Here is a 25,928-nt window from a genome sequence, read left to right as displayed (position 1 = left end):
TAAATACGACAGTACATTTTATTTCTTAATTTGTTTTTTCACTTCCTTCGCTTCTGCTACAATTTCTGGGAAATCTGCATAGTTCACAATGATTTGATCAAGCGTATAACTTGCCTGATAATTATCTTTTAGGCCAATATAATTTTTAGCCATCAAAACCAATGCTTTTGCGCCCCAATAATCTTCGGATGCATAATTATTGGCCAATTTGAAGATCGTTTCGTTGGAAGATTTATAAGCTTTTCCTTTGTTTTGATAGAATGCTTTTGCATATAAAGCTTCTGCTGCAACTTCGGTGTTGGACGATTTTTCAAGTGAAGAATAAGCCGTTTGAGCGTCTTTATCTTTCCCGGAATTCATTAAGCTTCTTGCCTTGATTACTTTTGCAGTTTCAATAACGGCTGCAGAGTTTTTATTGTTTGCGATTACGGCATCAGCCAATTTTTCAGCTTGTGAAAAATCCTTTTCTTCCGCATACATTTTCATCAATTCTATGTTTGCGTAGTTTCTTACGTTGATATTCGAAGAATTTCTGATATTTTCCAAATATTTTTTAGCTTCGGCAGAATTTCCCTGAGCAATAAAAATCTGAGCCACACGAGTTTGTGCATCGTCCTGATAATCATTCTGCACATCAGCAACTTCCTGTAAAACAAGCAATGCTTTTGTAGGATTATTGGTTTGATAATAGCTTTCTCCCAACTCGTATTTAGCCTGATAAAGCCCTTCTCCTGTTGGGTTTTGCGTTAAATATTTTTCGTAATAAGAAATAGCATTTTGATAATCTTTCTTTACAAAATATTGCTTACCGGTTGATAAGTTGATTTCGTCAATTTCGGCGGCATCAATATTTACGCCTATATTTCTGGCGAAATCTGCATATCCTGAAACATCACCATTTTTCGTGAAAACAGGTTTTGCAGCCTGTACGATTTTCTGTGCGTATAGTGTATTTTTATATTGCTCGCCCAAAGATCTTAATTCAGATAAAGCTTTATCGTTTTGATTTTGATAAATATAATTTTGTGCTCTGAAAATAGATGCATCAGCCACCAAATCCTTGTCCGGAGAAGATTTAATAACTTTCGACAAATAATCATTCGAATTGGCAAAGTCGTCCTGCGCTGCATAAGCAGAACCGATTTCGTATTCTGCATCATCCTGATATTCGGAAGCAGGATATTTTGAAATTAATGATTTTAAACTGTTGATTTTCGCTGCCTGATCGCCTTTAAATCCTAAAGCCATCGCTTTTTGGTATAAAGTATAATCTGTCGCTTCTTCGTTTTTATCGTAAATTTCAATCGCTTCGTTCAAATCATTATTTGCATAATAAATATCTGCTAAACGAAGTTCTGCATCATTTTTAAATTCAGTTTTCGGATTCGTAAGATATTGTTTGAAATAAGTTTCAGCCTGATCAAACTTTTTAGATTTAAAATAAGCATATCCCAAATCGTAAGGCAATTGCTGTTTTTCAGGGAAATTTTCGTTAAGAATCCTTTCGTAACGCACAATTGCAGAAGGATAATTTCCTTTCTGGTAATATGTCTGACCAAGCCAATACAAAGCTCTGCTGTTAAATTCTTTATTGATATTAAATTCTAAGCTTCGTAAAAAATATCTTTCAGCTTCATCAAAATTACCTTTGTTGAATTCTTCCGTTCCCAATAAATAAGAAACTTCCTGATCTACTTTATCGGTTTCAGGAGTTGAATTTGGCAATTTGTCGATCGCATTCAAAGTTTCTTTAAAGTTTCCGGAATATAAATAAGATTTCACCAAAAGAGATCTCATTTCTGCATATTTGGCTCCGGTCGGATTTTCTGTAATATAATTCTGAATCACCGTTGTTGGGCTTTCAAAAGGATTTCCGATATCGTAACCTAATTTCGCATATTGCTCATGCGCCAGTTTTTTTACATTGGCATCATAATCCATCTGATAAGACGATCTGAATGCCGAAAGCGCTTCCTGTTTTTTATCAACTGCCAAATAAGCATTTCCAAGCTGGTAATAAGCATTTTGCGCCAAAGCCGAATTGCTGTTAATCAACCGGTTGTAATAAGAAACCGCTTCATCATATTTTTTGAGCTGAGCGGCTACAAATCCCATTTCATACAAATCGTTTTCCGAAGGGTTTTGCTGTACACTCAAATAATCTTTCAAATGCGGATATGCAGAATCGTAATCATTTTTCATAAAATAACTTTCACCAATGATTTTGTGCACTTCAGCTTTGTAAGATTCTGAAATATCTTCATTCAGTAAAGCCGTTCCTTCAGAAATTGCTTTATCATAATCTTTATCATTATAATACATCTGCACATAATACGGACGCACCAACTTTGAAAATTTCGGCTGATCTTTTACGGAATCAAAATACTGGAAAGCCTGATCATTCTGCTTATTGGTATAATAAAGATGGCCCAGCATGTAAGCAATATCACCTTTCTGAGATTCGTCCGCTGTTTTGTGGGCTTCTTCCAGCGCATCAATTGCTCCTTTGGAATCACCCAACATAAATTTTGCATAGCCGAGCTTCAGAATATATTGTGTATTTTCTTCTTTTGTCAATTGATATTGATTGACTTTTTTCAAAGTTTCCAAGGCCTTTTCAAAATCTTTTTTAGCCAGATAATAATCAGCTAAAGGCAAATTGGCCTGCGCGAAATATGCAGAATTCGGATACTCTTTCATAAAAGCTGTCAAACCTTCTTCAGCATGATTTTTCTGAAGGATAATTCCGATTACGTTATCAAAAAACTGCGCTGCTTCTTTTTTGGACTGAGACAAATTTTGATTATAAAAATATTGTCTTGCGTATTCGTATTGAGAAGCATTGTAAATTTTGGTCTGATAAAGATTTTCGGCAAGGTTGGACCTGTAGTTTTCTTTTTGAGCAAAGTATTGAGACTGCTGCGCTTCGGAAACTCCGAAATAGAATACAGCAGCTGCTAAAAGTATTTTTTTTGATTTCATTAATGATCAAATTTTAAAATTGAAAAGTCCCGTCGATAGCGACTTATTATTTTAAATTCCAGATAATAGTTATCCACAAATTATCAACGAAAATATTGAAAAGATATTGTATAAACAAGCGTTTTAACACATTGTTAATATGTGGATTATTTTTTAATACTTCTTAACTTTTTTGAAAGAACCGTTAAGAAAATATTAAATATTTGAAAGAAATAATTACATTTGTTTTTTTCAACTTATATATAAACATTGAATGAATCAACTTTTTAAAAGAAAAAACTATTCAGAAACAGATACTTCTACCAATCTTTTAAGAGTTTTAGGCGTTTGGGATATCGTATTTTTTGGTATTGCCGCAATTATCGGAGCCGGAAGCTTCAGCAGTCTTGGCGAAGCCGTTTTTCGAGGCGGTCCCGGCGTTATTTTACTTTATTTAATTTGTGGCTTTGCCTGTGGTTTTACTGCGCTTTGTTACGCAGAATTTGCAAGCAGAATCCCTACAGCCGGTTCGGCTTATACTTATGCATATGCAAGTTTTGGTGAATTGATCGCCTGGATTATCGGCTGGGCTTTGATTATGGAATATTCTTTTGGAAATATTTATGTTGCCTTTTCCTGGTCAGATTACTTCACGAGCTTTTTGGGAAGGCTGGATATGCATATTCCGGAATATTTAACGTGCAGCTACACCGAAGCAAAAAAAGCTTTTATCAACGGGTCTGAAAACAAGGAATTGATCAACGCATGGAATTCTGCGCCTTTATTGGGAAGTTTAAAATTCATTGTAGATATTCCCGCATTGGTTATCAACGGATTGATCACATGGCTTTGTTATATCGGGGTAAAGGAAAGTAAAAACTTCAACAATTCTTTAGTTATTCTGAAATTGGCCGTAATTGTTTTGGTTATTTTAGTCGGATTTTCTTACGTAAATACAGATAACTGGACTCCTCTAAATCCTGAAACAGGAGTTACTTCATTCATGCCAAATGGTTTTGCCGGAGTAATGAGCGCAGTTTCCGGGGTTTTCTTTGCGTATATAGGTTTTGATGCTTTAAGCGTACTTTCTGAAGAAACCAAAGATCCTCAGAAAACCTTACCAAAAGGAATGATTTTTTCCCTTATTTTGTGTACAGTTGTTTATATTGTTTTGACGCTGGTTTTAACAGGAATGGTTGATTACAGAAAATTCGATGGCGTTGGTGATCCGCTTTCTTTTATATTTGAAAAAACAAACGCCAACGTTGCGTGGATGGAACTTATTGTTTCTTTTGTCGCTATTGTTGCCATTACAACCGTTTTATTGGTTTTCCAGATGGGGCAGCCAAGAATCTGGTACGCGATGAGCCGTGACGGACTGATGCCAAAAAAGTTTCAGGAAGTTCATCCGAAATATAAAACACCTTCGTTTGCAACTATTATTACAGGAGTCGTTGTTGGAATTCCTATTTTATTTACGGATAAAAGCTTCATTTTGGACTTTACGAGCATCGGGACTATTTTTGCTTTTGTTTTGGTTTGTGCAGGAGTTTTGATGCTTCCCGCAAAAGATAAAATCAAAGGCAGATTCCACCTTCCTTATATTAATGGTAAAATTATATTTCCAGTTATTTTCATTGGAAGTTTAGTTGGTTTCTATTATTTCCAGCCCAATTTCTTTGATCAACTGATGGATTGGGATGATCCAACGGAAGGTGAATTCAGAGCTTCAATTTTCTTTTTTATCATTATTAATTTAGGACTTTGTGTTTTAACATTTATTAAAAACTTATCATTAATTCCATTAATCGGTTTAAGCTCTTGCCTTTATTTATTGACCGGAATGAGCCACGACAATTGGTTTTGGTTCGGACTTTGGTTTGCTTTAGGCTTAATTATTTATTTCTGCTACGGTTATAGAAACAGTAAATTACGAGAAAATAAAGTGTAATTGAATTTTCTTTAAAATATTGGCGAAATTATTGCTTGCTGTTCTTCAGGGAACTTAAACTATAAAGCCATGCCTGAAAGAATAAAAACTTACAGCGAATTTTATGAATTTTATCTGAGCGAGCATCGTAAATTAGGAACAAGAATTTTCCATTTTCTCGGGATTTTGTTTGTCTTCTTTGTCGTTGCATTTGTGATATACACCAGAAAAGAAAGGTTTTTGTGGTACATACCGATTTTCGGATATGGTTTTGCTTGGCTGAGTCATGCTTTTATTGAACGAAACAAGCCTGCAACTTTTAAGTATCCGCTTTGGTCTTTAATGTCAGATTTTAAGCTTTTTTTTGAACTTTTAATTGGAAAACAGAAATTTAACGGAAATAAATAATAGTATGAAAAATATTTTAAAAATAACAAACGTCGCTATTTCAGCAGGATTTCTCTTTGTGATGACGCAATGCAAATCTATGCCGGATTCTTCAGCAGATGCCAAAACATTTATCGTCGCTTCACAAACCGTTGATTGCACAGGAGTTGCGCCAATGAAATGCCTTCAGGTGAAAGAAAAAGAATCTGAAAGCTGGCAAAATTTTTACAGCAATATTGAAGGATTCACTTATGAGCCCGGCTACGAATATATTTTAAAGGTGAAAACTGAAAAAATAGCCAATCCGCCTGCCGATGCATCATCCATAAAATATACTTTGGTAAAACAGGTTTCAAAAACGAAAAAATAAAAAAATCCCTTTCAAGTTTTTGAAAGGGATTCGTATTTTAAAAAATTATTCCTGATGACCTCTATTTTTGGGAAGTTCAGGTAATTGAGCTTTACTGTATTCATCCATTTTCTGTGTTGCTGCCATTGAAACGACTAAATCATTCAGCATTGAGCTTGCAGCAGTTGGCGAGTTGGGAAGTAAAACCAAATTGCTTCTGTTATTGGCTCCAATAGAATTCAGCGTGTCGTAATGTTGCGTAACTACGATTAAAGCAGAAGCCTCCTGCGCGTTGATATTGGCGGCATTTAGCATTTTTACAGATTCTTCCAATCCTTTTGCAATCTCTCTTCTTTGATCCGCAATCCCTTGTCCCTGAAGCTTTTTAGATTCTGCTTCAGCTTTTGCAACAGCAACAATTCGTATTCTTTGGGCTTCAGATTCGTATTCTGCGGCGGTTTTTTCACGTTCTGCAGCGTTGATTCTGTTCATTGCGTGTTTTACCTGCTCATCAGGATCAATATCGGTGACTAAAGCTTTGATAATATCATAACCATAACTTTGCATTGCTTCCTGCAATTCGCTTTTTACCGCGATTGCGATATCATCTTTTCTTACGAAAACATCGTCTAATTTTGTTTTTGGAACTTCAGCACGCACAACATCAAAAACGTACGATGTAATTTGATTTTCAGGATTTTCCAAACGATAATAAGCGTCTTTTACATTTTCTCTGATCACCTGATACTGAACAGAAACTTTCATTTTTATAAAAACATTATCCAACGTTTTGGTATCAATGATAACATCCAATTGCTGAATTCTAAGATTCAGACGTTTGGAGATTTGATCCAAAAACGGAATTTTTAAATGCAAACCGGCGTGGCTTACTTTTAAAAATTTACCCAATCTTTCTACCACAGCTGCAGATTCTTGTTTTACTGTAAAAAAAGAAGCAAATAATGTGACAAGTCCGAAAAAGACTAAAATTCCTAAATAGATCATAGTTATTTTGTTTTTTGATAATACACAAATTTACGTTTTTACATTGTCATTCCTATATCAATTCCTTTTATTTTTCGGTAAAGATCGGTTGCGTAATTATCCGTCATTCCGGATACGAAATCTATCACACCCAATGTTTTCTGGTAATCACTTCCTTCTTCATAAACGAATTGTTTCGGAAGTAGCTTTAAAGCCATTTTATCATAAGATTTCCGCTCTTCTTTTGATTTTAAAACAGAAGGTATAAAATGATTAAGCAATTCGTACATTACATTATATCCGGCGTTTTCTATTTCTACAACTGCTTTATGATTGTAAATTTTTTCTATGGAAAAGCTTTCAATATCTTTTAAAGAATTGTTTTCATCCCTGTAAATATCCAATAGCGCTTTGTCCAATTGGCCAGACAAAATTTTGTCAAAATTCTGTTTATAAATTTCAATAGATTTATTGATTAATGCATTGATTACCTTTGCGCGCAGATAAGAAATTCTTTCGTTATCATTTGAAATAGCGGAAAGTTTGTCTTTAACTCTTTTAATATCGTTGGTTTCAGATTTCACGAGCTCAAAAAACAGATTTTCGCATTCTGCCGTGGAAACAATCCCCAATCTGTGAGCATCTTCCATATCTATAATATTATAGCAAATATCGTCTGCCGCTTCCACCAGCCAGACAAAAGGATGTCTTTTAAAAATATGTGGTTCTTCGCTTTCCGAAATCATATTGGTGGCTTTTGCGATCTGAAGAAAAGTTTCTTTTTCATTCTGAAAAAAACCAAACTTTTTTCGGTGAAGAATTCCTTTTTTTCTGGCAATAGCTTCACACGGATATTTTGCAATAGCAGACAAAGTGGAAAAAGTAAGCTGCACGCCGCCGAGATCTTTCCCTTGTTGCTGATGCGACAAAACACGGACTGCATTGGCATTTCCTTCAAAATTGACCAAGTCTGCCCATTCTTTATCTGAAAATTTTGGCTTTAAATCATTTTCGTTTTTTTCAAAATAACTGGCAATCGCATCTTCCCCGGAATGTCCGAATGCAGGATTTCCTACGTCGTGACAAAGACATGCAGCTGCAATTACATTTCCTAAATTGTGCTGATAAAAACTTTTGGCATCTTCCGTAAGGTCGTTTTGGTTTTGCTCAAAAATAAATTCACCAATAATGCTTCCCAAACTTCTTCCGACAGAAGAAACTTCCAGCGAATGCGTCAGTCTATTGTGCACAAAAACACTTCCCGGAAGCGGAAAAACCTGAGTTTTATTTTGTAATCTTCTGAAAGCGGACGAAAAGATAATTCTGTCAAAATCTCTCTGAAAATCGGTACGTGAAGCTAAAGTTTGTGGATTATTTCCTGTGCGCTGATTGGTGAAAATCTGGTTTAAATTCATCATTTTCCAAAATTAATTCAAATTTTACTTTTAAAGGAATAATATTTGAACTTTTGTTGAAAATCGAAGTCATGCCTGAAGGTCCCTCCATCATATTAATGAAAGAAAGTCTGCAAAATTTTGTCGGCAAAAAGGTGATCAATGCTGAAGGAAACGCAAAGTTCGAAAAAGAACCGCTGATTGGAAAAACTTTACTTGAAATCCGAACTTTCGGAAAACAGACTTATCTTGTTTTTGACGAAATAAGTGTGAGAATCCATCTGCTAATGTTTGGTTCTTATAGCGTTGATGAGCAAACGAAACCTGACAAAAGTCTCCGCTTGGCATTACATTTTAAAGATGGCGGAATGTTTTTCTATACTTCTTCCGTGAAGCTGGTCGATGCAGAATTCTTGTCTACAATAGATTGGGAAGCCGATGTAATGAGTGACGGCTGGGATCCTAAAAAAACTGAAAAAAAGTTAAAATCAAATCCTAAAATGATGGTTTGTGATGCTTTGATGAATCAGGATATTTTTTCGGGTGTGGGAAATATCATCAAAAATGAAGTTCTTTTCAGAATTGGTGTACATCCTGAAAGCCTCATTGGAAATTTACCTCAAAAAAAATTGAAAGAATTGATTGCAGAAGCCCGAAACTACAGTTTTGAATTCTTACAATGGAAGCGTGAGTTTGTTCTTAAAAAGCATTGGCTGGCTCATACAAAGACAATTTGCCCAAAATGCGGACAAAAATTTATCAAGAAACATACAGGTCTTGGCAAAAGGCGAAGTTTTTATTGTGAAAAAGATCAAAAACTATATTAAATTTCATTCAATTTCTTGCTATTTACAATTGTTATGCAAGCCATTTTTTTATTTATTGGTATTATCAACTACACAATATAAAATACGAAAAAGTTAACATATTAATAATTTTTTACGAATAAAATAATTTAATTAACTACAATATCGACAAAATTAGTTATAATTTTTTAATTAAAACCAATCCAAAAACAGCTTAATAAACGCTTAACACACTGATATACATCATATTTATTTTGTTTGACAGTTCAATTTAAACACGTAGTTTTGCAATTGAATAATTCATAATAATAATCACAATAATTAAAAATTCAATAATATGATCGCTTATATTGGTATCGCAACTTGTGCAATTCTTGTAACTTCTTATTTAGCAACAGCAAAAAGAGAAGGTAACTAATTATCTGAAATAAAAATATCGCTTATAAAACATATTTATCAGCTAAATATTATTTGGCTTTGAGCATCTTTTTGCATAGAAAAAAGTCAAATAATCACCGTAAACATTCATTAAAACAACAATTTTAATATATAATTGCCGGACTTCATTGTTCGGCTTTTGTATTTGTAAACATATAAAGATTTCTAAATTTTTATCTTTGCCTATTTAATTAAATTCTCAGCATTATGAATCTGTACAATCTTATCATTCAGGATAAAGAAGAAGTAAAACTTAGTGATATATTTCTTGAGTCTCAGAATAAAGAACAGCTCGTACAGCTCATTAAAGAACATAATTACATTAAAGAGCTTCAGGAATACGGTCTTCCTGTAAACAATAAAATACTTCTCGAAGGAAGCTCAGGATGCGGAAAAACGATGACTGCAAAAGCAATTGCAAACGCTTTAGGCAAAAATATCATCATTCTTAATTTAAGCAATATCATTTCGTTCCGAATTGGCGAAACTTCACAAAATGTCAAAATGATTTTTGATAAAGCTTCCAGAGAAAAATCGGTTTTATTTCTGGATGAGCTGGATCAAATCGGGAAAGCAAGAGGCAGCGACGATAAAGATGTGGGTGAAATGAGAAGATTGGTAAATACGCTTATTCAGCTGATTGATTATTATCCGCAAAATGCGCTTTTACTTTGTGCTACAAATCATTCTGAAATAATTGATACCGCCTTGCTTAGACGTTTTCAGCTGAAAATAAATTACAAAATGCCTTCGAATGATTTTTTGGATACTTTTTATGATAATCTTTTAAATAAATTTCCTGGAGACTTGATTGATATTGAAAGGAAATATGACATTTCTTTTGCACAAGCCAAAGATTTTGCGCTCACAACTGTGAAGGGAAATTTGATTAGAAAGCTTGAAGAAACTAAGCAAACTGCAGATAATTGCTAAGGTTTCTGTAAACTAACGACAATTAATTTCATTTTTAACATTAACACTATTTATAAAATATATTATCTCTGGCATATTTTTTGATTATTTTTTTTAAATAGAAATAAGCTTATGATAAAAAAACTACTATCTGGCTGTCTACTAATGACAGCATTATTCTTATTTTCTTGTGACAAAAAACCTGAAGCAAGCAACAGCAGAGAAACGATGAAAACAACATTAATGATTACCGGTGTTACTGATGGAGTGATACTTTTCGTAGCTTACAGAACTAAGAAAAAGTAAAAAAAATACCTCTCAAATTTTTGAGAGGTATTTAATTATTTTTGAATAACTTTTTATTTACATATAAGCTTCGATCGGCTCACAAGTACAAACCAAGTTTCTGTCTCCATAAGCTTCATCCACCCTTGAAACAGACGCGAAGAATTTGTGATCTCTCACCCAATGCAACGGATACGCTGCTTTCTCTCTGCTGTATGGTTTATCCCAAGAATCAGAAATAACCAATTGCTCGGTATGCGGAGCGTTTTTCAATACGTTGTTTGAAGGATCTGCTTCACCGTTTGCGATCTCGTCAATTTCTTGCTTGATAGCAATTAAAGCTTCTGCAAAACGATCAATTTCAGCCTTGCTTTCAGATTCTGTAGGCTCGATCATCAAAGTTCCTGCAACCGGGAAAGAAACCGTTGGTGCATGGAAACCGTAATCCATCAATCTTTTGGCAATATCAGCAACTTCAATTCCTAAAGATTTAAACTGACGGAAATCTACAATACATTCGTGCGCAACTCTTCCTTCTGTATTTGAATATAAAATAGGGAAATGCTCGGCTAAAATTTCTTTCAAATAATTAGCATTCAATATCGCATGTTCAGTTGCTTTTTTCAAGCCTGAAGTTCCCAACATTTTGATGTAAGCGTAAGAAATATTCAAGATCAAACCTGAACCGTAAGGTGCAGCCGAAATCCCTTCAATAGCTTCTTTTGAACCAATTTTGATATTTGCGTTGGTTGGAAGGAACGGAACCAAATGTTTTGCCACACAGATGGGACCAACTCCGGGACCACCGCCGCCGTGAGGAATTGCAAAAGTTTTATGTAAGTTTAGGTGGCAAACGTCTGCTCCGATGTTTCCAGGACTTGTAAATCCTACCTGAGCATTCATATTTGCTCCGTCCATATAAACCTGGCCGCCATGCTCGTGAACCAATTTTGTAATTTCTTTAATGTTGGCATCAAAGAATCCGTAAGTTGACGGATAAGTAATCATCACACAAGATAAATTCTCAGAATGTTGCTCTGTTTTAGCTTTGAAATCTTCAAAATCAATTTCTCCGCTTTCAAGATTTTTCACAACAACAATTTTCATTCCTGCCATTGCTGCGGAAGCAGGATTCGTTCCGTGTGCAGACTGAGGAATCAAAACCACATTTCTGTGCGCCTCACCTCTGGATTTGTGATATTCTCTGATCACCATTAATCCGGCATATTCTCCCTGAGCTCCGGAATTCGGCTGTAAAGAAGTTCCTGCAAAACCTGTAATTTCTGCTAAATCTTTTTCAAGTTCCGTAATCATTTCAAGATAGCCTTTTGCCTGATCCACCGGCACAAAAGGATGCACACTTCCCCACTCGCCCCAAGAAAGAGGTAACATTTGAGTCGCAGCATTCAGCTTCATTGTACAAGAACCCAGAGAAATCATTGAATGCGTCAATGATAAATCTTTTCTTTCCAAACGCTTGATGTAACGCATCAATTCCGTTTCTGTATGGTATTTGTTGAATACTTCTTCTGTAAGAATTTCGTCTTTTCTCAACAATTCTTCTGGAATGCTGTATCCTTCTTTTAATTCTAATTTGAAAGCCTGCTTGTCATTAAACTGAGCAAACGAAGTCATCAATTCGTTCAGCTTTTCTAAAGTCGTACTTTCATTGATCGCAATGCTTACAAAACCTTCCGTGAAATAATTCAGATTAATTTTATGATCTTTCATCATTCTCATTAATCTTGCTTTTTCGTCTTCATCTAAAGCAATTTTCACAGTGTCGAAAATCGGCTCTTCAACCGTATTGTAGCCTAAAGCTTTCAGTCCGCCTTTCAAAGCATTTGCTTTAAAATGGATTTGATCGGCAATATAATTTAATCCTTTCGGGCCGTGATAAACAGCGTACATTCCTGCCATTACCGCCAAAAGAACCTGAGCTGTACAAATATTTGACGTTGCTCTTTCTCTTTTAATATGCTGTTCTCTTGTTTGCAAAGCCATTCTTAATGCACGTTTTCCGTACATATCCTGAGAAACCCCGATGATCCTTCCCGGAATATCTCTTTTATAATCTTCTTTACAAGAGAAAAATGCTGCGTGAGGACCACCGTAACCCATCGGAACTCCGAATCTTTGTGAAGTCCCAACCGCACAATCCGCTCCCATTGAAGCAGGTGATTTTAATTTAACCAAAGCCATTGGATCACAAGCTACAACAACCTGAAGATCAAGCTTTTTATATTCAACAATATTTTCCGTATAATCTAAAACAATTCCGTTTTTACCCGGATATTGCAATAAAACACCATAATAAGTTTCGTCAAACTGATGAGCTGCATGATCACCGATTACGATTTCAATTTCCAATCCTTCAGCTTTAGTTTTAAGTACAGAAACTGTTTGTGGTAAAACCAATTCCGAAACAAAGAACTTATTGGCGCCTCCTTTCTTCTGATCTTTAGTTCTGTTGTTGAAAAACATGTGCATTGCTTCAGCAGCAGCAGTAGATTCGTCCAGCAAAGAAGCATTTGCCAAACCAAAACCTGTAAGATCGCAAACCACAGTCTGATAATTGAGCAAAGCCTCAAGTCTTCCCTGAGCAATCTCCGCCTGATAAGGCGTATAAGCTGTATACCAGCTCGGGTTTTCAAAGATATTTCTTTGAATTGCCGACGGTAAAAGCGTATGATGGTATCCAAAACCAATATAATTCGTAAAGTCAGCATTTTTGGATGCCAATTCTTTCGAATGATTAAGCATTTCGTATTCTGAAAGAGGCTCTGATATTTCAAGATCCTTCTCTAAACGGATAGAAGATGGGATTGTCTGAGAAATTAGCTCTTCAATACTTGAAACGCCAACTCTTTCCAACATCGCCTGTTTATCGGCTTCATTAAGGGAAATGTGACGGCTCACAAACTGTTCTGTATTCATTTTTATATTAGATTTTGTTTGTAAAAAAAGATTGGTAAAATTACAATTTTTTGAGCGATTGCGCAACAGCTAAAAAATCATGTAAATTTCTCTTTCGTCAATATCTTTATTTCGTCAACCGTCAAATTTTATTATTTAAAATTGTTGTAAACCATTTGATAATCAACAAATAAATAATTTTTAAATTTTATTAATTATATTTATTCTAAATTAATATATTTGCAACATGAATATGATTGTTCCATTCAAGGTACCGGCTTTATCACCTGCATACTCTTTAAATAATGAAGAAATGTTTTGTGAAAAAAAATCCTGTTGTAAAAAATTCAAGAAAGGCAAAAGGTGTAAAAAGTGTCCGGGAAGAAAAAAAATGGCTTAATAAGTCTTTAGTTTTTAGGTTTTTAAGAAATCAGTTTAAATTGCTGATTAAAAAATATATTGCTAAAGCTAAAAATAATATTGCCAAAATTATTCTGAATATTTTAGGTTTTCCTTTCGGGTTGATAAAAGGTTTCGGCTGCGGCCTGAACAGTTCTTCCGCTTTATCTCTGAACTTTTCTGATTCAGTTTCAAAAACTTCAGTAATTGTGATGCCCTGAACAACCGTTTTATGCAAAAGCGAATTGGTTGCATGAAGCAAAAGCTGAAATTTACCATCCTTAAATTCAGTAATTTTAAAAATCCTTTCACCATAAGGTTTTTCCAGACCGAAAGGCAAAACTTTCACTACATCGGCATTATTTGTCTGCCAGTTGATAATGATTTCCTCGCCCTTTTTTGCATGAATTTTATTTGCTGTAAAAGTTTTAATAGCAGGCGGAATATTGTATCTGAAACTTTTCTGATGATTTTCTAAATTCTGGTCGTAAGTTATCCTTTTACTTTTGTCGTTAAGTATTTCATAGGCTTCCTGAATCTCACGAAAGCGATCTGCAAAAAAGTCGTCATTATCATTTTTATCCGGATGGTATTTTAAAGACAACTTTCTGTACGCTTTTTTGATGTCTTCTTCTGAAGCATCGGGAGAAATACCGAGAAAATAGTAATAATCTTTCATGTCTAACGATGCAAAAATAAGAATTTTTGTCATTGCGAACAAAGTGAAGCAATCTCTCTTAACGCAAAGGTCGCTAAGATTTTTTTAATTATTGAAAATATTTTTAGTTCACTTAGGCGTTTCACTCAGCAAAGAGGAGTTTTTTTGAATCTTACTATCATTTATGGATTACGTTGTTAAGATCCTTTCATGATGCCAGACTTTGTGGCTTGAGGAATATTAGAAGAGATTGTTCGTCGCTTCTGAACTACGTTACAGACTTCCAATCTATTAGTAATGTATTAAAAATTCGGCGCGGAAAGCAAAGCTTTCCGCGCCGAATTAACAATTTTAAATTTAGTTATCGAAAGATTATGCTTCGTAAAAATTATCTTTCTTGCAGCATTTCGACGCAAATTCTGTCTTAAGCTTTCCTTTCAATTCCTGATATTTCTCTTCATCCATTTCTCTGATCTTGTCAGCTAATCCGAATGGTGATCTTTCTTTGATTCCGTATTCTTCAAAAATACCTTTTACGAATCTTTTTCTTTCAATGACTTTTTTGGCGACCATTGCAACTCCGGCAACGGCAAGTGCTCCTAAAACACCTTTTAATACTGAATTTTTCATTTTCTTAAATTTTAAATTTTACTACTTTTTTATATTGACGAATCAATTTTAAACTTACTTTACTAATTCATATGGCTTTTTTATTTTTTTTAAGGTCATATGCAATCGCCACACTAAGATGTCAAAAATACATTCTTAAATCACAGCGATTTCTAAAGTTTTAATTATTCGTTGTTTCTGTTGAAGAATCCGCCGGCGCATTTTTTTCGCCATACTTCCTTGAATTTTTCTTTTTCTTCAGGCGTCATTCCATCCATTTTATGTTGCATATGCTTTTCCTTCATATTGCGAACACCTTGTCCGAACTTCCCGTGAAAACCACCAAAAAGGATTTTACTTAAAACCAATATTCCCATTGCCTGCCAAAATGTAATGGCTTTTACTCCTAAAACTTCAGGAAGAATGCAATTCCAAAGCATCATGACGATCCATGTAACGGCTAAGAAAATCAATGGCGGACACAAAAATAAAAGTGCCCATCTTTTTTTATATTTATTATTCATGATCTTTTTTTCTAACTATTTAAATCTTCGTACAATTGTTTCAATCTTATTCTCAAGTGCTTTACCGCATAATTTTTTCTGCTGATGATAGTTTTTATATTTTCGCCTTGTTCATCTGCTATTTCCTGGAGCGTCTTGTCATTTAATTCGTTTTCGACGTATGCAGATCTCTGTTTCTCGGGAAGTTCTTCTAATGCTTCAAAAAGTTTTTTCCAAATTTCATCCTGAAACATTTTTATTTCCGGACCGGCACTTTCATCCAACAGCAAAATATCTTTGATAGAAAAGCTTCCGTCTTCATCTTCATAAACAAAATCTTCAAGATTTTCGGTTTTCTTTTTACGGTATTTGTCGGTGATTTTATTGGCTGTAACTCTGTACAGCCAGCCGCCAACGTTTACAATTTCGGAAAGATTGGTAAGACTGCTGAACTGATACCAAACTTCCTGCAAAATATCTTCTGCATCCTCGGTATTTTTCACCTTTGGACGAATAAAAGACATCAGTTTGCCACCATAGCTGGATACGGTTTGCGAGATGATATTCTCTTTTTCCTTTTGCGGCATTGTTATTTTTTCGACAATCTCCATATTGCTATGACGATCGGTCTTTTTATTTTACTTTAATAAATTTAAAAATATTTTCCGGAAATTCGGCTTTTCTTTTATTTATCGAGTTTTAAAGTATTGTGATAACCTGAAATAACTGCAAAAATTCAAAGCTGCGATTGAATTAGCCATTGAATTTATTGAAATTTATGTATGATGAACCTTTATACCACAGAGTATTTAAATGATATATTGGACTCAACTACATATTACATTTCAGAAATGTCACTTAGTCATATAAATTAATTTCCTAATTCTAGTTGATTTTTAACTAGGTTGAAATTGTTTGGTTCTATTTATATTTATGTAAGCATGGAGTCTTCGAACTAGACTCAGATCTTGTAGATTTTTTCGATGAATTTTTTATAAAAAGTACATTGCTCGAAAAAGAAAATGGAAACTATGATTTATTCTATGGCTTTTTAGGATATGCTGTTTATTTTTTGCAAAAATCTAAAATGGGACTATCTAAAAATAATCATCAACTTAATTTTTTTGTAGATTCTTTAGAAGAAATTGCTCAAAAAGATGAAAACGGAGTTTTTTGGGTAGATAAATATGATAGTACTACCATAAATTTAGGTTTAGCTCATGGAATCCCTTCCATAATATCCTTCTTAGGAAAGACTTACTCGCAAACAAAATATGAAAAAGCAGAAGAATTAGGTGAGCGGAGTGTAAATTGGCTTCTTTCTCAAAAGAATAACAAAAATGATTATTGCTATTTTCCAAGCAAAATTAAAATAGACAATACTTCCGATACAAATCACATTGGATCACGATTAGCTTGGTGTTATGGAGATTTGAGCGTAGCCCATTCTTTAATTACTTTTGGAAAAAACGTTGATAATGAATATATTCAAGAAGAAGGAGAAATTATTTTGCTTAAAACATTAGATCGAAAAGTTTCTGATGAAAATTCAAGTATTAATGATAAAGGGTTTTGTCATGCTACATCAGGAGTTTTCTATTTATATAAAAAAATAAATGAATCCTTAAATAAGTATGATGTTACGGAAAAATATTGGAGGGATGAGTTGGTTAAACAAACAGACTTAGAATCTTTTTATAGCTATATTTTTTATGAAAATAAATATAAATACGCACCTGATATTGGATTAATAACAGGATTTTGTGGTATCGGACTTGCATTACTCAGTATCATAAATGAAAAGCAAGACAATAGCTGGGAAGATATTTTTATGATATAATTAAATAGTAAAATTTATGGAAATTTGTTTTTTCTCTTTCTTTCTTTGTGTATTTTTAAATGCACAAACAATAACAGGCAAGGTATTATCCCAATACGACAATAATCCTGTTCCTTATGCAAGGATTGGTATTAGTAGTGAAGAAAACGGCACTATTGCTGATGAAAATGGTAATTACACACTTGATTTAAGTAATGTAAATAAAGATTTAAACTTAAATGTACATGTTGGAGGTTTTGAAAAATTTTCAGTATCAATTAATAGCTTTTTACAAAATAGCAGTCATAATATTCTTTTAAAAGAGAAAATAAGGGATATTGCAGAAGTTGTTATTACCACTAAACAATTTAAAGATAAGCATTGGGGAGTAGACTCTAAATCGAAGAAAATTTTGTTTGCTACATATCCTGAAAGAAAAAAGGAAAAAGAAGAGCAATCTCGTGAATTGGCAATTAAATTTTTAAACAACAAAAAGTTAAAGATTCAAAAAATAAACTTGAATATCGCTGATTTTCAAACAGATGTACCTGTTAGGCTGAGAATCAATGTGTATGATAAAAAAAATGGCATTCCTAATCAATCTGATCTATACAAGGATATTACAGCGGTTATAACAAAGGATTCAATTGTAAATAATACATTTACTCTTGATGTGAGTGATAACGATATTTATGTGAATAGTGATTTTTTTGTTAGCATACAATTTATGAATTTTTTTAAAGGACATATTTTCATTAGCGGAGCGTTCTTTAAAACTGTATTTAAAAGAAAATACTATGGCAGTTGGGAAAAATCAACAATAGCTTCTCCTGCTATTAATATTGATGTAAAAGTTGAAAAATAAATATCTCATTTTCTTTTGTTTTATATTTTTATGTATTGCAAAAACAGTATATGCTCAATCTTTTGTCAATGGCACAGTCTTATCAGAAGATGGTTTTTCTATTAGTAATGTATTAGTCTATAATATTGCCAATCAAAAAAATACTTATACCGATTCGGAAGGAAAATTTAATATTGAAGGAAATCTTAGTGAAGAACTTAGATTTATTAAAGAGGGATATGAAAGAAAATCCGAAAAAATTGGTAATTCATTTCCTTTAAAAGTTTTACTTATAAAGAAGCCTTTTGAAATAGAAGAAGTAAGACTAAATAATCTTTCAGGCAATTTGCTAACGGATTCCAAACGGATCAAAATTGATAATTCTAAAGAAAAATTAGAAAAAGAAATTGGGCTTCCAAAACTCAAAGGAGTCCAAAGGGAAAGAGTGCCTACAGTAAGCAATGATGTTATTGTACCTCTTTTATTCGGATCAATAAAAGTCGATGCTTTATATAAACTAATTAGTGGTGATGCTAGAAGAATGAAATCTTTGTACAGATATCAAGATTTACAAGAAAAGGTTAAATGGATTAGAGAAAGAATTGAAGATGATTATTTTGTGAAATTTAAAATTTCAGAAGAGAAAATAGGTGAATTTTTAGAATTTGCCATTCAAACTAATCCTAATATACTTTCAAGCATAAAATCAAATAAAATAGAGAAAGTTCGTTTTGAATTGAATAACTCTATTGATTTGTTTAGTACAAGATTAAATAAAAAGTTATGATATTTGCTAAACTTAATCAAAAAGCTACTTTTCATAATAAAGTATAGCCTAAAGCAAGAAAAAAAACGGAAAGCAAAAATTACTCTCCGTTGTTTTAAATATAAATATGATAATTATTTATTGAAATTTTCAGCAAAGAATCCAAGCATGTATTTATACAATTCAATTCTATTGGGCTCTTTTCCAAATCCGTGTCCTTCGTCGTATTTTACCATATAAGGAACTTCAAAACCTTTGTTTCTCAATGCTTTTACGATTTGATCAGATTCATTGATATTCACTCTTGGATCATTGGCTCCCTGAACTACAAATAATGGTTTTTTAATCTTATCAATCTGGAAAACCGGGGAAACTTCTTTCGCAATTTTTGCTTCTTCAGGATTATCTAAATCGTACCATATTTGCTTTACCATTTCTTTATACGGCTTCCAATATTCCGGAAAAGAATCGAAAAACGTGAAGATATTTGAAACGCCAACGTAATCAACCCCACAAGAATATAAATCCGGAGTTTTAATTAAGCCCATCAATGTTGCATAACCTCCGTGGCTTCCTCCATAAATGGCAACTTTATCTTTATCGATCCAGCCTTGTTGTATTGCATATTTCACTCCATCTTCCACATCATCCATTGCTTTTCTGCCGATCTGCTTGTAACCCGAGGTTTGAAATTCTTTACCATAGCCTCCTGAAATCCTAAAGTTGACCTGCAATGTAGCATATCCTCTGCTTGCAAACAACTGAGTTTCGGGATTGAATCCCCAATCGTCCCTGATTCCTTGAGGCCCGCCGTGAGGATTTACAATCAGTGGAACTTTTTTACCTTCCAAAGCAGCTTTAGGTAATGTGATATAACCGTGAATCGTCAATCCATCTCTGCTTTTGAATTCGATCGGGCGCATTTCCGCCATATCTTCTTCTTTTAGTTGAGGCATTAAATCGAAAAGTAGCTTTATGTTTTTTGTTTTGGCATCATATTCATAATATTTACCATACAATTTATCACTATTAACTACAATTAAAAGCTTAGAATCATTATCGTCCGAAGAAGCTACATAAAACTGTTTGTCACCAAATTCAGATTTTAATTTGTCATAAACTTCTTTATAAAACTTACTTACAGGAATTGTCTCATTTTTAATTCCGTTGTAGCTTATGTAATCAAGCTCATAATTTCTGTTTTTTCCGGCAACACTTATTGAACTTACATCAAAAGTCGGGTTGGAATAAACTTCTTTAATAATAGCATTTTTCTTCAAATCGTATAATACAATTCTGGATTTGTCACTATCCAAATTGGTCACAACATACGCCTCATCATTGTTTTTAGAATTGTCATTAAATCTTATAATACTGAAAGTGTCTTTCCAGTCTGTTGATTTTAAAAGATTGAATTTATTTGTTTTTTCATCTTTGTAATATGTCTTTGTCGTCAGTCCGTTTTCAAGAACAATGTAGCCTCTCAAATTTCCGTCTTTGTCGAAAAGATAATCATCGATCGGACTATTGACATCCTTATTTTCATACAATTGTGTGATTTCGCCTGTATTAAAATTGATTTTAAAAGGCTCAAAAATTTGTTTATTGTTTTTATTCATGGTAACAATCACAAATTCTGTATCTTTTATTAACCTTACACTTCCCAAAGTAATGCCTTCAAAAGGCGTCAGATCTTTAAGATTTTTCCCGTCAATATCTGCGGCATACAGGTGAATATTTTCATTTCCACCTTTATCTTGCGTGTAAAAGAGACGCTTTTTATCGAGCCAGCCGTAGCTTCTGATGAGATCATCTTTTTCAACAAGTGCTTTTGTGATTGTACCGGATTTCAGGTCTTTTACAAAAACATGATTTTTTTTGTCTTTGTCTTTTTCCTTGTAAGACAAATATTGCCCATCCGGTGAAATTTTAAATTGTGAAGCTTTTGGCCTTGCAAAATAATCTTCAACTTTATACTTAAAATCTCCTTTATCATAGGAAATAAGCTTGTCTAAAGTAACTTTAGGAGACACTAACGTAGGATCGCCGGGCAATTTTGCTGCTGAACTTTGTGCGTTGATCATCATTGCAGATATTACGAAGTAAGCGGTGGTTAAAATTTTGTAATTAAAGTTCATAATTCAATATTTAGATTTGGTTCAGAATTATTTATTTACATTAAATAAACATTTATTAATAAGACGTTTAAGAAGATAAAAACGTTACATCTTTTTTGCAGATTATAAAAAATAAAATCAAAAAAAACGAAAAGTCAATACTTTCCGTTTTATATTTCTAATAATTTGTCAAGATTTAATTCAAACAAATTCCAAAATACCAAGTCCATACAATCAAAATAATCTGCATCGGAATTCTCTCTTTATAAAGATAGCTCATTCCGGGACCTGTATAATCTGCTTTAAAAAGATTCACTTTTTTCTTTGCCGAATTGATGTTGGCAAGAAAAACCAAGAAATAAAAAATAATCAACAGAATTGCTGTAGTTTCCCGAATCGAAGGAATCATCAAGCCTATTCCGGCAGCAATTTCAATAATTCCGGTAAAATAAACCCAAAACATCTTTGCAGGAATAAAATCCGGAATCATCATTGCCATTCCTTTTTGAAATTTAAAGTGCGCAAATCCAGTAAAAATAACGAAAGCTGCCATTCCCAAATTTCCTGAAAACAAAAAATTCCAGTCGCCCTGAAAAATTTTCGTTCCCAACAAAGAAAGAATGAATGTGGCGAAAAGAATTGTTAATAATTTCATGTTTTTATTTCTCGCAAATTTGAATCAGTTTTAAAATTACAATAAAATCTATGTAATCTGCCAAAATCTGTGCGAAGAAACTATCTAAAACATATTAATTATTTTCAGCCAGATTTTTCACAACTTCCAATCCTTTCGTAAAGCCCTCATTCATGTGCTCTTCCCAGTTTTTTTCGGTCTGCACTTCTGCATGAAGCTTGGTTTTTCCGTCGTAATCAATTAAAATATACTTTTCATAACAGCCGCTCCATTGCTTGACTTCCATGCTTTCGGTATCTTCAACTCCATCTTTGTCGACCATTCCTAAATGCTTAAAAACAATTTGATTAGGTTCATCAATGCTGTCAATTGTAGAAACCATTCCTTCGCCTTCAGCATTAACGAAATACGTTTTCCCGTCGACTTTCCAATCAGATTTCATTTGAGAACCCGGACTGAAAAATTGCGTCCATTCGCTATAAGTTTCCGGTCCCCAAAGAATGTCCCAAACTTTTTGTTTTGGTGCATCAATTACTGTTTCGTATGATAATGTTTCCATAATAATTATTTTATGATGTTGATGTTGTTTTAAATTATTCCACTTTAAAGCTGATTTTCAGCCAGATGTTTAATATTAAGCAATGCTTTAGGGAAATGCTCTTCAAAAAAAACTTTGAATTCTTCTGAAGTTTTGATTTCGCACTTTAAAAGAATTCCATTTTCGGTGTCTTCCAAAAGATAAGATTCGGTAGCGTCTCCCCAATCCTGCGGTGTTTCGATACCATCATAAATTTCACCTAAATGCAGAAAAATCATTTCCTTATTCGGTACATTTTTGACCACACGGCTGTACATTCCGTTATTTTTAGGATCCAAAAACTTTACAATGCTGTTTTCCTCCAATGTTCCCTGATAAAACGAGCCTTCTGTAAAAGCCGATGTCCATTGCTGATAAGATATGTCGCTCCAAAGTACAGTCCATACTTTTTCGGGCGGTGCGTCTATTTCAATTTCGAATTTTAAGGTTTCCATATAATTTTAGGTTTAGGTTTAGGTTTAGGTTTAGGTTTAGGTTTAGGTAAAAAAATTATCCTCCGACGAAATCACCACCATTAATGTGAATAATTTCTCCTGTAATAAAACTCGAATCTTCCGATGCCAGAAAAACGTAAGCCGGAGCAACTTCTGAAGGCTGGCCTGCTCTTTTTAAAGGGGTGTCTTTACCAAAAGTGGAAATATCTTCAAAAGTTTCTTTCACCAACGGTGTCCAGATCGGTCCGGGAGCGATTCCGTTGACCAGAATATTTTTTTCGGCAAGATTGGTTGCCAAAGAACGTACGAAAGTAGCAATTGCTCCTTTTGTTGCAGAATAATCAATAAGATGCTCGCTGCCGCGATAAGCCGTAACAGATGTTGTACAAATGATCCGGCTTCCTTTTTTCATTAAAGGTAAAAAATCTCTGGTAAAAGAAATCATCGAAATAATATTGACATTGAATGTTTCTGCAATCTGCTGATCAGAAATATTTTCAACATCATCTTTAGGGAATTGAATTCCGGCATTATTGACGAGAATGTCAAGAGTTTTCCATTGTTTTTTTACTTTTTCAAGACATTTGTTCCGGAAAGCCTTTTTAGCAATATCACCTTTTAATAAAATACATTGCCTTCCTTCTTTTTCTACCAATTTTAATGTTTCCTTAGCATCTTTGTCGCTTTCTTTGTAAATAATCGCAACATCTGCACCTTCACGGGCAAAATGCACGGCAACAGCCTGGCCGATTCCGCTGTCTCCACCGGAAATGACCGCTTTTTTGCCTACTAATTTTTTACTTCCTAAATAGTTTTTTTTGATAATTTCGGGATACAAACCGTCTTCCGGCACTTTTGAAAGAGATTTTGACTTGTTCTGTGTTTTCATAAGCAAATCTTTTTCGCAAAATTACATCAAACAATAAGCCGAAAATTTTATGAATTATACGCTTTTTCTAAATCTGCAATGACAATTTTTTGCATTTTCATCATTGCCTGCACCACTTTCTGAGCCTTTTCCTGATCAGAATCGTTCATCAGCTGAATCAGTATTTTCGGAACAATTTGCCAGCTAAATCCAAATTTGTCTTTCAACCATCCGCACATGCTTTCCTGCCCTCCATCGGAAGTTAATGCATTCCAAAGATAATCCGTCTCTTCCTGATTGTCCGTCATTACAACCATCGAAATTCCTTCATTAAAATCAAATTGATGATCATAAGAATTATCCATACAGAAAAAAGAATAACCATTGATTTCAAAATGGGCATGCTGTACATTTTCAGGAATTTCATGGTTTTCATCACCAAAACCATCACCGTATTTCAAAACGTTACCAATCTTTGAATTTGGAAATACTTTCGTGTACAATTCCATTGCTTCCATTGCTTTTCCGTTGTTTTGGTGAATAAACATCAGCGTTGGAATAATTTTCTGACCGGTTTGATTTTCGCCAAGAAAAATTTGCCACGTCACCCCAAACTTATCCCGAACCCAGCCGTATTTCTTGCTCCACGGATAAGAATCTAAAGGCATTAAAGCGATTCCGCCATCCGATAATTGATCCCAATATTTTTGAACCTCATCTTCCGTTTCACACATTACCATAAAAGAAACAGAAGCGTTTTTTTCAAAATGCGGACCGCCGTTTAAAAGCATTAACTTTTGACCAAAAAGATCAATATCTATCACAACAGGCGTATCTGCTGTAATTTTTCCATCAAATACTTTGCAGTAAAATTCTGCTGATTGTTTGGTATCTCCATCATACCAGAGACACGGGAAAATATCGTTGTTCATTATTTTAATTTTATGGTTGTTTTGATCTGTCATTGCGAGCGAAGCGAAGCAATCTCTTAATAATCTTAGTAACTTATTTATAATTTAAATTTGGCTATTAAGGCTTATTTAAGCAATTAAAAAATTAAGTTTTAATTATTTCTAAATGACATTTGGTTTTCCTGCATGTGATTTTTCAGCCTCTGAATTGTATTTTTTCCAAAGCCATGAAATTGCATGATTTCCTGTTCAGAATAATCTGATAATTTTTCCAAAGAATCTATCTTTTCTTTCTCCAAAGCTTTTCTTGCGGGCATTGCAATAATTCCCTGCAAAAAATTATTTTTCATTGCATGATTCTCAGTACAAATGGGCTTTAGATATCTTGCCATTATTACTAAATTGATCATGATCAAAAGTTTTTAAGTTAGTTATTTTCCACATATTTGTGGAAATTGTTGAGTATTGCGTACCAGCCATCGCGCTGCATTTCAACAGAATTTTGTTTTTCAGGCTCGAAAATTTCGATCACTTTGGTTGTATTTTCATCAATTTTATCAAAGATTATTCCAACATTTCTACCATCTTCAAGATGATATTTTATTCTTTCATGTGGAATTATCTCATCATAAATTGCTTCAAAATCAAACCCGAAACTTCCGTCTTTCGCTTCCATTCTGGCCTTAAGTTTTCCTCCAACGCGAAGGTCATTTTCAGAACTTGGGCAATGCCAGGTTTCATCAGCAAAATTCCATTTAGTAATGTGTTTGGGCTCATTAAAATAATCCCAAACTTTTTCAACAGGAGCTAAAATCGTAATGTCAATTTTAATTGGTTCCATATACTTTTTTTTAATGGGTTTAAGTTAAGGGCAACCAAAACCTCGGTCACCCTTTTTATAATTAGTTAAATATAGGATTATTTTGCGTATTCGTCATTGTAGTTGATCATCCAATGAACACCATATTTGTCCTGAAAGCTGCCGAAATAATCTCCCCAAAATTGATCTTCAATCGGCATTTCGATGTTTCCGCCTTCAGAAAGTCCTTTGAAAATTCGGTCGGCATCTTCTTTGGATTCAGGGAAAACCGATACATAATTGTTGTTTCCGACAGTCAAAGTCTGGCCGAAGCTCGGCACAATATCTGAGGCCATCAACAAATCACCGCCAATCGGAAGCGCAATGTGCATTACTCTGTTTTTTTCTTCGTCCGACAGATTTTCAGTTCCGGGAGCATTGCCCATTTTGTGGATTCCGCCAACGAATTCTCCGCCGAAAACTGATTGATAAAAAGTGAAAGCTTCTTCTGCTTTTCCATCAAAATTTAAGTAAGGATTTAATTTTGCCATGATATTTTTATTTTTTAAAATTGTTTATTAATCTTTAATTAATGATGCTTAAAACC

At 33.8% G+C, this 25,928-nt stretch carries 26 protein-coding genes; 9 read left to right on the top strand and 17 right to left on the bottom strand.

Going from position 1 to position 25,928, the window contains the following annotated elements; genetic code table 11:
- Window positions 1-18: 18 nt before the first annotated feature.
- Window positions 19-2,982: a tetratricopeptide repeat protein gene (locus AC6CHK_RS05390; RefSeq protein WP_498094275.1), complete on the bottom strand. Its 2,964-nt coding sequence runs from the start codon at window positions 2,980-2,982 to the stop codon at window positions 19-21.
- Window positions 2,983-3,235: 253 nt separating this feature from the next.
- Between AC6CHK_RS05390 and AC6CHK_RS05385 the strand changes: the two genes are divergently transcribed.
- The 3 genes from AC6CHK_RS05385 to AC6CHK_RS05375 all read left to right on the top strand — a co-directional run bounded on the left by AC6CHK_RS05385 (window position 3,236) and on the right by AC6CHK_RS05375 (window position 5,648).
- Window positions 3,236-4,912, top strand: coding sequence for an APC family permease (locus AC6CHK_RS05385; RefSeq protein ID WP_498094273.1), 1,677 nt, complete (start codon window positions 3,236-3,238; stop codon window positions 4,910-4,912).
- Window positions 4,913-4,981: 69 nt separating this feature from the next.
- Window positions 4,982-5,299 (top strand): Mpo1-like protein, encoded by a 318-nt coding sequence (locus AC6CHK_RS05380; RefSeq protein WP_498094271.1) that lies wholly within the window; start codon window positions 4,982-4,984, stop codon window positions 5,297-5,299.
- Window positions 5,300-5,360: 61 nt separating this feature from the next.
- Window positions 5,361-5,648: a DUF4377 domain-containing protein gene (locus AC6CHK_RS05375; RefSeq protein ID WP_498095118.1), complete on the top strand. Its 288-nt coding sequence runs from the start codon at window positions 5,361-5,363 to the stop codon at window positions 5,646-5,648.
- A gap of 45 nt (window positions 5,649-5,693) precedes the next feature.
- On the opposite strand, the gene AC6CHK_RS05370 is transcribed toward AC6CHK_RS05375, so the two are convergent.
- Both AC6CHK_RS05370 and AC6CHK_RS05365 read right to left on the bottom strand, forming a co-directional pair.
- A complete protein-coding gene (locus AC6CHK_RS05370) occupies window positions 5,694-6,632 on the bottom strand; it encodes an SPFH domain-containing protein (RefSeq protein WP_498094269.1) in 939 nt (312 codons plus the stop codon).
- A 38-nt stretch (window positions 6,633-6,670) separates the two neighbouring features.
- Window positions 6,671-8,026, bottom strand: coding sequence for a deoxyguanosinetriphosphate triphosphohydrolase (locus AC6CHK_RS05365; protein ID WP_498095117.1), 1,356 nt, complete (start codon window positions 8,024-8,026; stop codon window positions 6,671-6,673).
- Window positions 8,027-8,097: 71 nt separating this feature from the next.
- Between AC6CHK_RS05365 and AC6CHK_RS05360 the strand changes: the two genes are divergently transcribed.
- The 3 genes from AC6CHK_RS05360 to AC6CHK_RS05350 all read left to right on the top strand — a co-directional run bounded on the left by AC6CHK_RS05360 (window position 8,098) and on the right by AC6CHK_RS05350 (window position 10,467).
- Window positions 8,098-8,832, top strand: a complete 735-nt coding sequence (locus tag AC6CHK_RS05360) for a DNA-formamidopyrimidine glycosylase family protein (protein ID WP_498094267.1) — start codon at window positions 8,098-8,100, stop codon at window positions 8,830-8,832.
- Between the two features lie 624 nt (window positions 8,833-9,456).
- Entirely contained in the window at window positions 9,457-10,182 is a 726-nt protein-coding gene (locus AC6CHK_RS05355) for an AAA family ATPase (RefSeq protein ID WP_498094265.1), read from the top strand.
- A gap of 144 nt (window positions 10,183-10,326) precedes the next feature.
- Entirely contained in the window at window positions 10,327-10,467 is a 141-nt protein-coding gene (locus AC6CHK_RS05350; protein WP_498094263.1) for a hypothetical protein, read from the top strand.
- Between the two features lie 57 nt (window positions 10,468-10,524).
- Here the strand turns inward: AC6CHK_RS05350 and gcvP are convergent, their stop codons facing one another.
- The 5 genes from gcvP to AC6CHK_RS05325 all read right to left on the bottom strand — a co-directional run bounded on the left by gcvP (window position 10,525) and on the right by AC6CHK_RS05325 (window position 16,118).
- Window positions 10,525-13,383, bottom strand: a complete 2,859-nt coding sequence (gene gcvP, locus AC6CHK_RS05345; RefSeq protein WP_498094261.1) for an aminomethyl-transferring glycine dehydrogenase — start codon at window positions 13,381-13,383, stop codon at window positions 10,525-10,527.
- A gap of 409 nt (window positions 13,384-13,792) precedes the next feature.
- On the bottom strand, window positions 13,793-14,440 hold the full coding sequence (locus tag AC6CHK_RS05340; RefSeq protein ID WP_498095116.1) for a J domain-containing protein: 648 nt from the start codon (window positions 14,438-14,440) through the stop codon (window positions 13,793-13,795).
- Between the two features lie 351 nt (window positions 14,441-14,791).
- Window positions 14,792-15,049 carry a hypothetical protein gene (locus tag AC6CHK_RS05335; RefSeq protein WP_498094259.1) on the bottom strand — a complete coding sequence of 86 codons (258 nt, stop codon included), beginning with the start codon at window positions 15,047-15,049 and terminating at the stop codon, window positions 14,792-14,794.
- Between the two features lie 164 nt (window positions 15,050-15,213).
- A complete protein-coding gene (locus AC6CHK_RS05330; RefSeq protein WP_498094257.1) occupies window positions 15,214-15,552 on the bottom strand; it encodes a hypothetical protein in 339 nt (112 codons plus the stop codon).
- 11 nt (window positions 15,553-15,563) lie between these two features.
- The gene (locus AC6CHK_RS05325; protein ID WP_498094255.1) at window positions 15,564-16,118 is read right to left on the bottom strand and encodes an RNA polymerase sigma factor; all 555 of its coding nucleotides are present in this window, start codon (window positions 16,116-16,118) and stop codon (window positions 15,564-15,566) included.
- A 323-nt stretch (window positions 16,119-16,441) separates the two neighbouring features.
- Here AC6CHK_RS05325 and AC6CHK_RS05320 point away from each other — a divergent pair, with 323 nt between their 5' ends.
- Genes AC6CHK_RS05320 through AC6CHK_RS05310 form a run of 3 tightly spaced genes read left to right on the top strand, consistent with a single transcriptional unit; the run spans window position 16,442 to window position 18,981 of the window.
- Window positions 16,442-17,371: a lanthionine synthetase LanC family protein gene (locus tag AC6CHK_RS05320; protein WP_498095115.1), complete on the top strand. Its 930-nt coding sequence runs from the start codon at window positions 16,442-16,444 to the stop codon at window positions 17,369-17,371.
- A 16-nt stretch (window positions 17,372-17,387) separates the two neighbouring features.
- Window positions 17,388-18,215, top strand: a complete 828-nt coding sequence (locus AC6CHK_RS05315; RefSeq protein WP_498094253.1) for a carboxypeptidase-like regulatory domain-containing protein — start codon at window positions 17,388-17,390, stop codon at window positions 18,213-18,215.
- The gene (locus AC6CHK_RS05310) at window positions 18,205-18,981 is read left to right on the top strand and encodes a peptidase associated/transthyretin-like domain-containing protein (RefSeq protein ID WP_498094251.1); all 777 of its coding nucleotides are present in this window, start codon (window positions 18,205-18,207) and stop codon (window positions 18,979-18,981) included. Before AC6CHK_RS05315 ends, AC6CHK_RS05310 begins: the two co-directional genes overlap by 11 nt.
- A gap of 113 nt (window positions 18,982-19,094) precedes the next feature.
- On the opposite strand, the gene AC6CHK_RS05305 is transcribed toward AC6CHK_RS05310, so the two are convergent.
- The 9 genes from AC6CHK_RS05305 to AC6CHK_RS05265 form a co-directional block, all read right to left on the bottom strand.
- Complete coding sequence (locus AC6CHK_RS05305; protein ID WP_498094250.1) at window positions 19,095-21,098, bottom strand: S9 family peptidase; 2,004 nt, start codon at window positions 21,096-21,098, stop codon at window positions 19,095-19,097.
- A 175-nt stretch (window positions 21,099-21,273) separates the two neighbouring features.
- A complete protein-coding gene (locus AC6CHK_RS05300; protein WP_498094248.1) occupies window positions 21,274-21,732 on the bottom strand; it encodes a DoxX family protein in 459 nt (152 codons plus the stop codon).
- Between the two features lie 94 nt (window positions 21,733-21,826).
- Entirely contained in the window at window positions 21,827-22,270 is a 444-nt protein-coding gene (locus AC6CHK_RS05295) for an SRPBCC family protein (protein ID WP_498094246.1), read from the bottom strand.
- Window positions 22,271-22,314: 44 nt separating this feature from the next.
- Window positions 22,315-22,743 (bottom strand): SRPBCC family protein, encoded by a 429-nt coding sequence (locus AC6CHK_RS05290; RefSeq protein ID WP_498094244.1) that lies wholly within the window; start codon window positions 22,741-22,743, stop codon window positions 22,315-22,317.
- A gap of 55 nt (window positions 22,744-22,798) precedes the next feature.
- The gene (locus tag AC6CHK_RS05285; RefSeq protein ID WP_498094243.1) at window positions 22,799-23,632 is read right to left on the bottom strand and encodes an SDR family oxidoreductase; all 834 of its coding nucleotides are present in this window, start codon (window positions 23,630-23,632) and stop codon (window positions 22,799-22,801) included.
- A gap of 47 nt (window positions 23,633-23,679) precedes the next feature.
- Window positions 23,680-24,543 (bottom strand): VOC family protein, encoded by an 864-nt coding sequence (locus tag AC6CHK_RS05280; protein ID WP_498094241.1) that lies wholly within the window; start codon window positions 24,541-24,543, stop codon window positions 23,680-23,682.
- Between the two features lie 131 nt (window positions 24,544-24,674).
- Window positions 24,675-24,932 carry a helix-hairpin-helix domain-containing protein gene (locus tag AC6CHK_RS05275; protein ID WP_498094239.1) on the bottom strand — a complete coding sequence of 86 codons (258 nt, stop codon included), beginning with the start codon at window positions 24,930-24,932 and terminating at the stop codon, window positions 24,675-24,677.
- Between the two features lie 17 nt (window positions 24,933-24,949).
- Window positions 24,950-25,363, bottom strand: a complete 414-nt coding sequence (locus tag AC6CHK_RS05270) for an SRPBCC family protein (protein ID WP_498094238.1) — start codon at window positions 25,361-25,363, stop codon at window positions 24,950-24,952.
- A 77-nt stretch (window positions 25,364-25,440) separates the two neighbouring features.
- Window positions 25,441-25,872 (bottom strand): VOC family protein, encoded by a 432-nt coding sequence (locus AC6CHK_RS05265; RefSeq protein ID WP_498094237.1) that lies wholly within the window; start codon window positions 25,870-25,872, stop codon window positions 25,441-25,443.
- Between the last annotated feature and the right edge of the window lie 56 nt (window positions 25,873-25,928).

The sequence above is a fragment of the Chryseobacterium sp. GQ58 genome (genome assembly GCF_059758895.1).
The sequence above is the reverse complement of the archived record's forward strand: the minus strand, read 5'-3'. Positions and strand labels throughout refer to the sequence as shown.

Bases quoted from the DNA above. Each gene is read 5' to 3' on its own strand.
- AC6CHK_RS05390 (WP_498094275.1), bottom strand. From the start codon at position 2,982: ATGAAATCAAAAAAAATACTTTTAGCAGCTGCTGTATTCTATTTCGGA.
- AC6CHK_RS05385 (WP_498094273.1), top strand. From the start codon at position 3,236: ATGAATCAACTTTTTAAAAGAAAAAACTATTCAGAAACAGATACTTCT.
- AC6CHK_RS05380 (WP_498094271.1), top strand. From the start codon at position 4,982: ATGCCTGAAAGAATAAAAACTTACAGCGAATTTTATGAATTTTATCTG.
- AC6CHK_RS05375 (WP_498095118.1), top strand. From the start codon at position 5,361: ATGACGCAATGCAAATCTATGCCGGATTCTTCAGCAGATGCCAAAACA.
- AC6CHK_RS05370 (WP_498094269.1), bottom strand. From the start codon at position 6,632: ATGATCTATTTAGGAATTTTAGTCTTTTTCGGACTTGTCACATTATTT.
- AC6CHK_RS05365 (WP_498095117.1), bottom strand. From the start codon at position 8,026: ATGAATTTAAACCAGATTTTCACCAATCAGCGCACAGGAAATAATCCA.
- AC6CHK_RS05360 (WP_498094267.1), top strand. From the start codon at position 8,098: ATGCCTGAAGGTCCCTCCATCATATTAATGAAAGAAAGTCTGCAAAAT.
- AC6CHK_RS05355 (WP_498094265.1), top strand. From the start codon at position 9,457: ATGAATCTGTACAATCTTATCATTCAGGATAAAGAAGAAGTAAAACTT.
- AC6CHK_RS05350 (WP_498094263.1), top strand. From the start codon at position 10,327: ATGACAGCATTATTCTTATTTTCTTGTGACAAAAAACCTGAAGCAAGC.
- gcvP (WP_498094261.1), bottom strand. From the start codon at position 13,383: ATGAATACAGAACAGTTTGTGAGCCGTCACATTTCCCTTAATGAAGCC.
- AC6CHK_RS05340 (WP_498095116.1), bottom strand. From the start codon at position 14,440: ATGAAAGATTATTACTATTTTCTCGGTATTTCTCCCGATGCTTCAGAA.
- AC6CHK_RS05335 (WP_498094259.1), bottom strand. From the start codon at position 15,049: ATGAAAAATTCAGTATTAAAAGGTGTTTTAGGAGCACTTGCCGTTGCC.
- AC6CHK_RS05330 (WP_498094257.1), bottom strand. From the start codon at position 15,552: ATGAATAATAAATATAAAAAAAGATGGGCACTTTTATTTTTGTGTCCG.
- AC6CHK_RS05325 (WP_498094255.1), bottom strand. From the start codon at position 16,118: ATGCCGCAAAAGGAAAAAGAGAATATCATCTCGCAAACCGTATCCAGC.
- AC6CHK_RS05315 (WP_498094253.1), top strand. From the start codon at position 17,388: ATGGAAATTTGTTTTTTCTCTTTCTTTCTTTGTGTATTTTTAAATGCA.
- AC6CHK_RS05305 (WP_498094250.1), bottom strand. From the start codon at position 21,098: ATGAACTTTAATTACAAAATTTTAACCACCGCTTACTTCGTAATATCT.
- AC6CHK_RS05300 (WP_498094248.1), bottom strand. From the start codon at position 21,732: ATGAAATTATTAACAATTCTTTTCGCCACATTCATTCTTTCTTTGTTG.
- AC6CHK_RS05295 (WP_498094246.1), bottom strand. From the start codon at position 22,270: ATGGAAACATTATCATACGAAACAGTAATTGATGCACCAAAACAAAAA.
- AC6CHK_RS05290 (WP_498094244.1), bottom strand. From the start codon at position 22,743: ATGGAAACCTTAAAATTCGAAATTGAAATAGACGCACCGCCCGAAAAA.
- AC6CHK_RS05285 (WP_498094243.1), bottom strand. From the start codon at position 23,632: ATGAAAACACAGAACAAGTCAAAATCTCTTTCAAAAGTGCCGGAAGAC.
- AC6CHK_RS05280 (WP_498094241.1), bottom strand. From the start codon at position 24,543: ATGAACAACGATATTTTCCCGTGTCTCTGGTATGATGGAGATACCAAA.
- AC6CHK_RS05275 (WP_498094239.1), bottom strand. From the start codon at position 24,932: ATGATCAATTTAGTAATAATGGCAAGATATCTAAAGCCCATTTGTACT.
- AC6CHK_RS05270 (WP_498094238.1), bottom strand. From the start codon at position 25,363: ATGGAACCAATTAAAATTGACATTACGATTTTAGCTCCTGTTGAAAAA.
- AC6CHK_RS05265 (WP_498094237.1), bottom strand. From the start codon at position 25,872: ATGGCAAAATTAAATCCTTACTTAAATTTTGATGGAAAAGCAGAAGAA.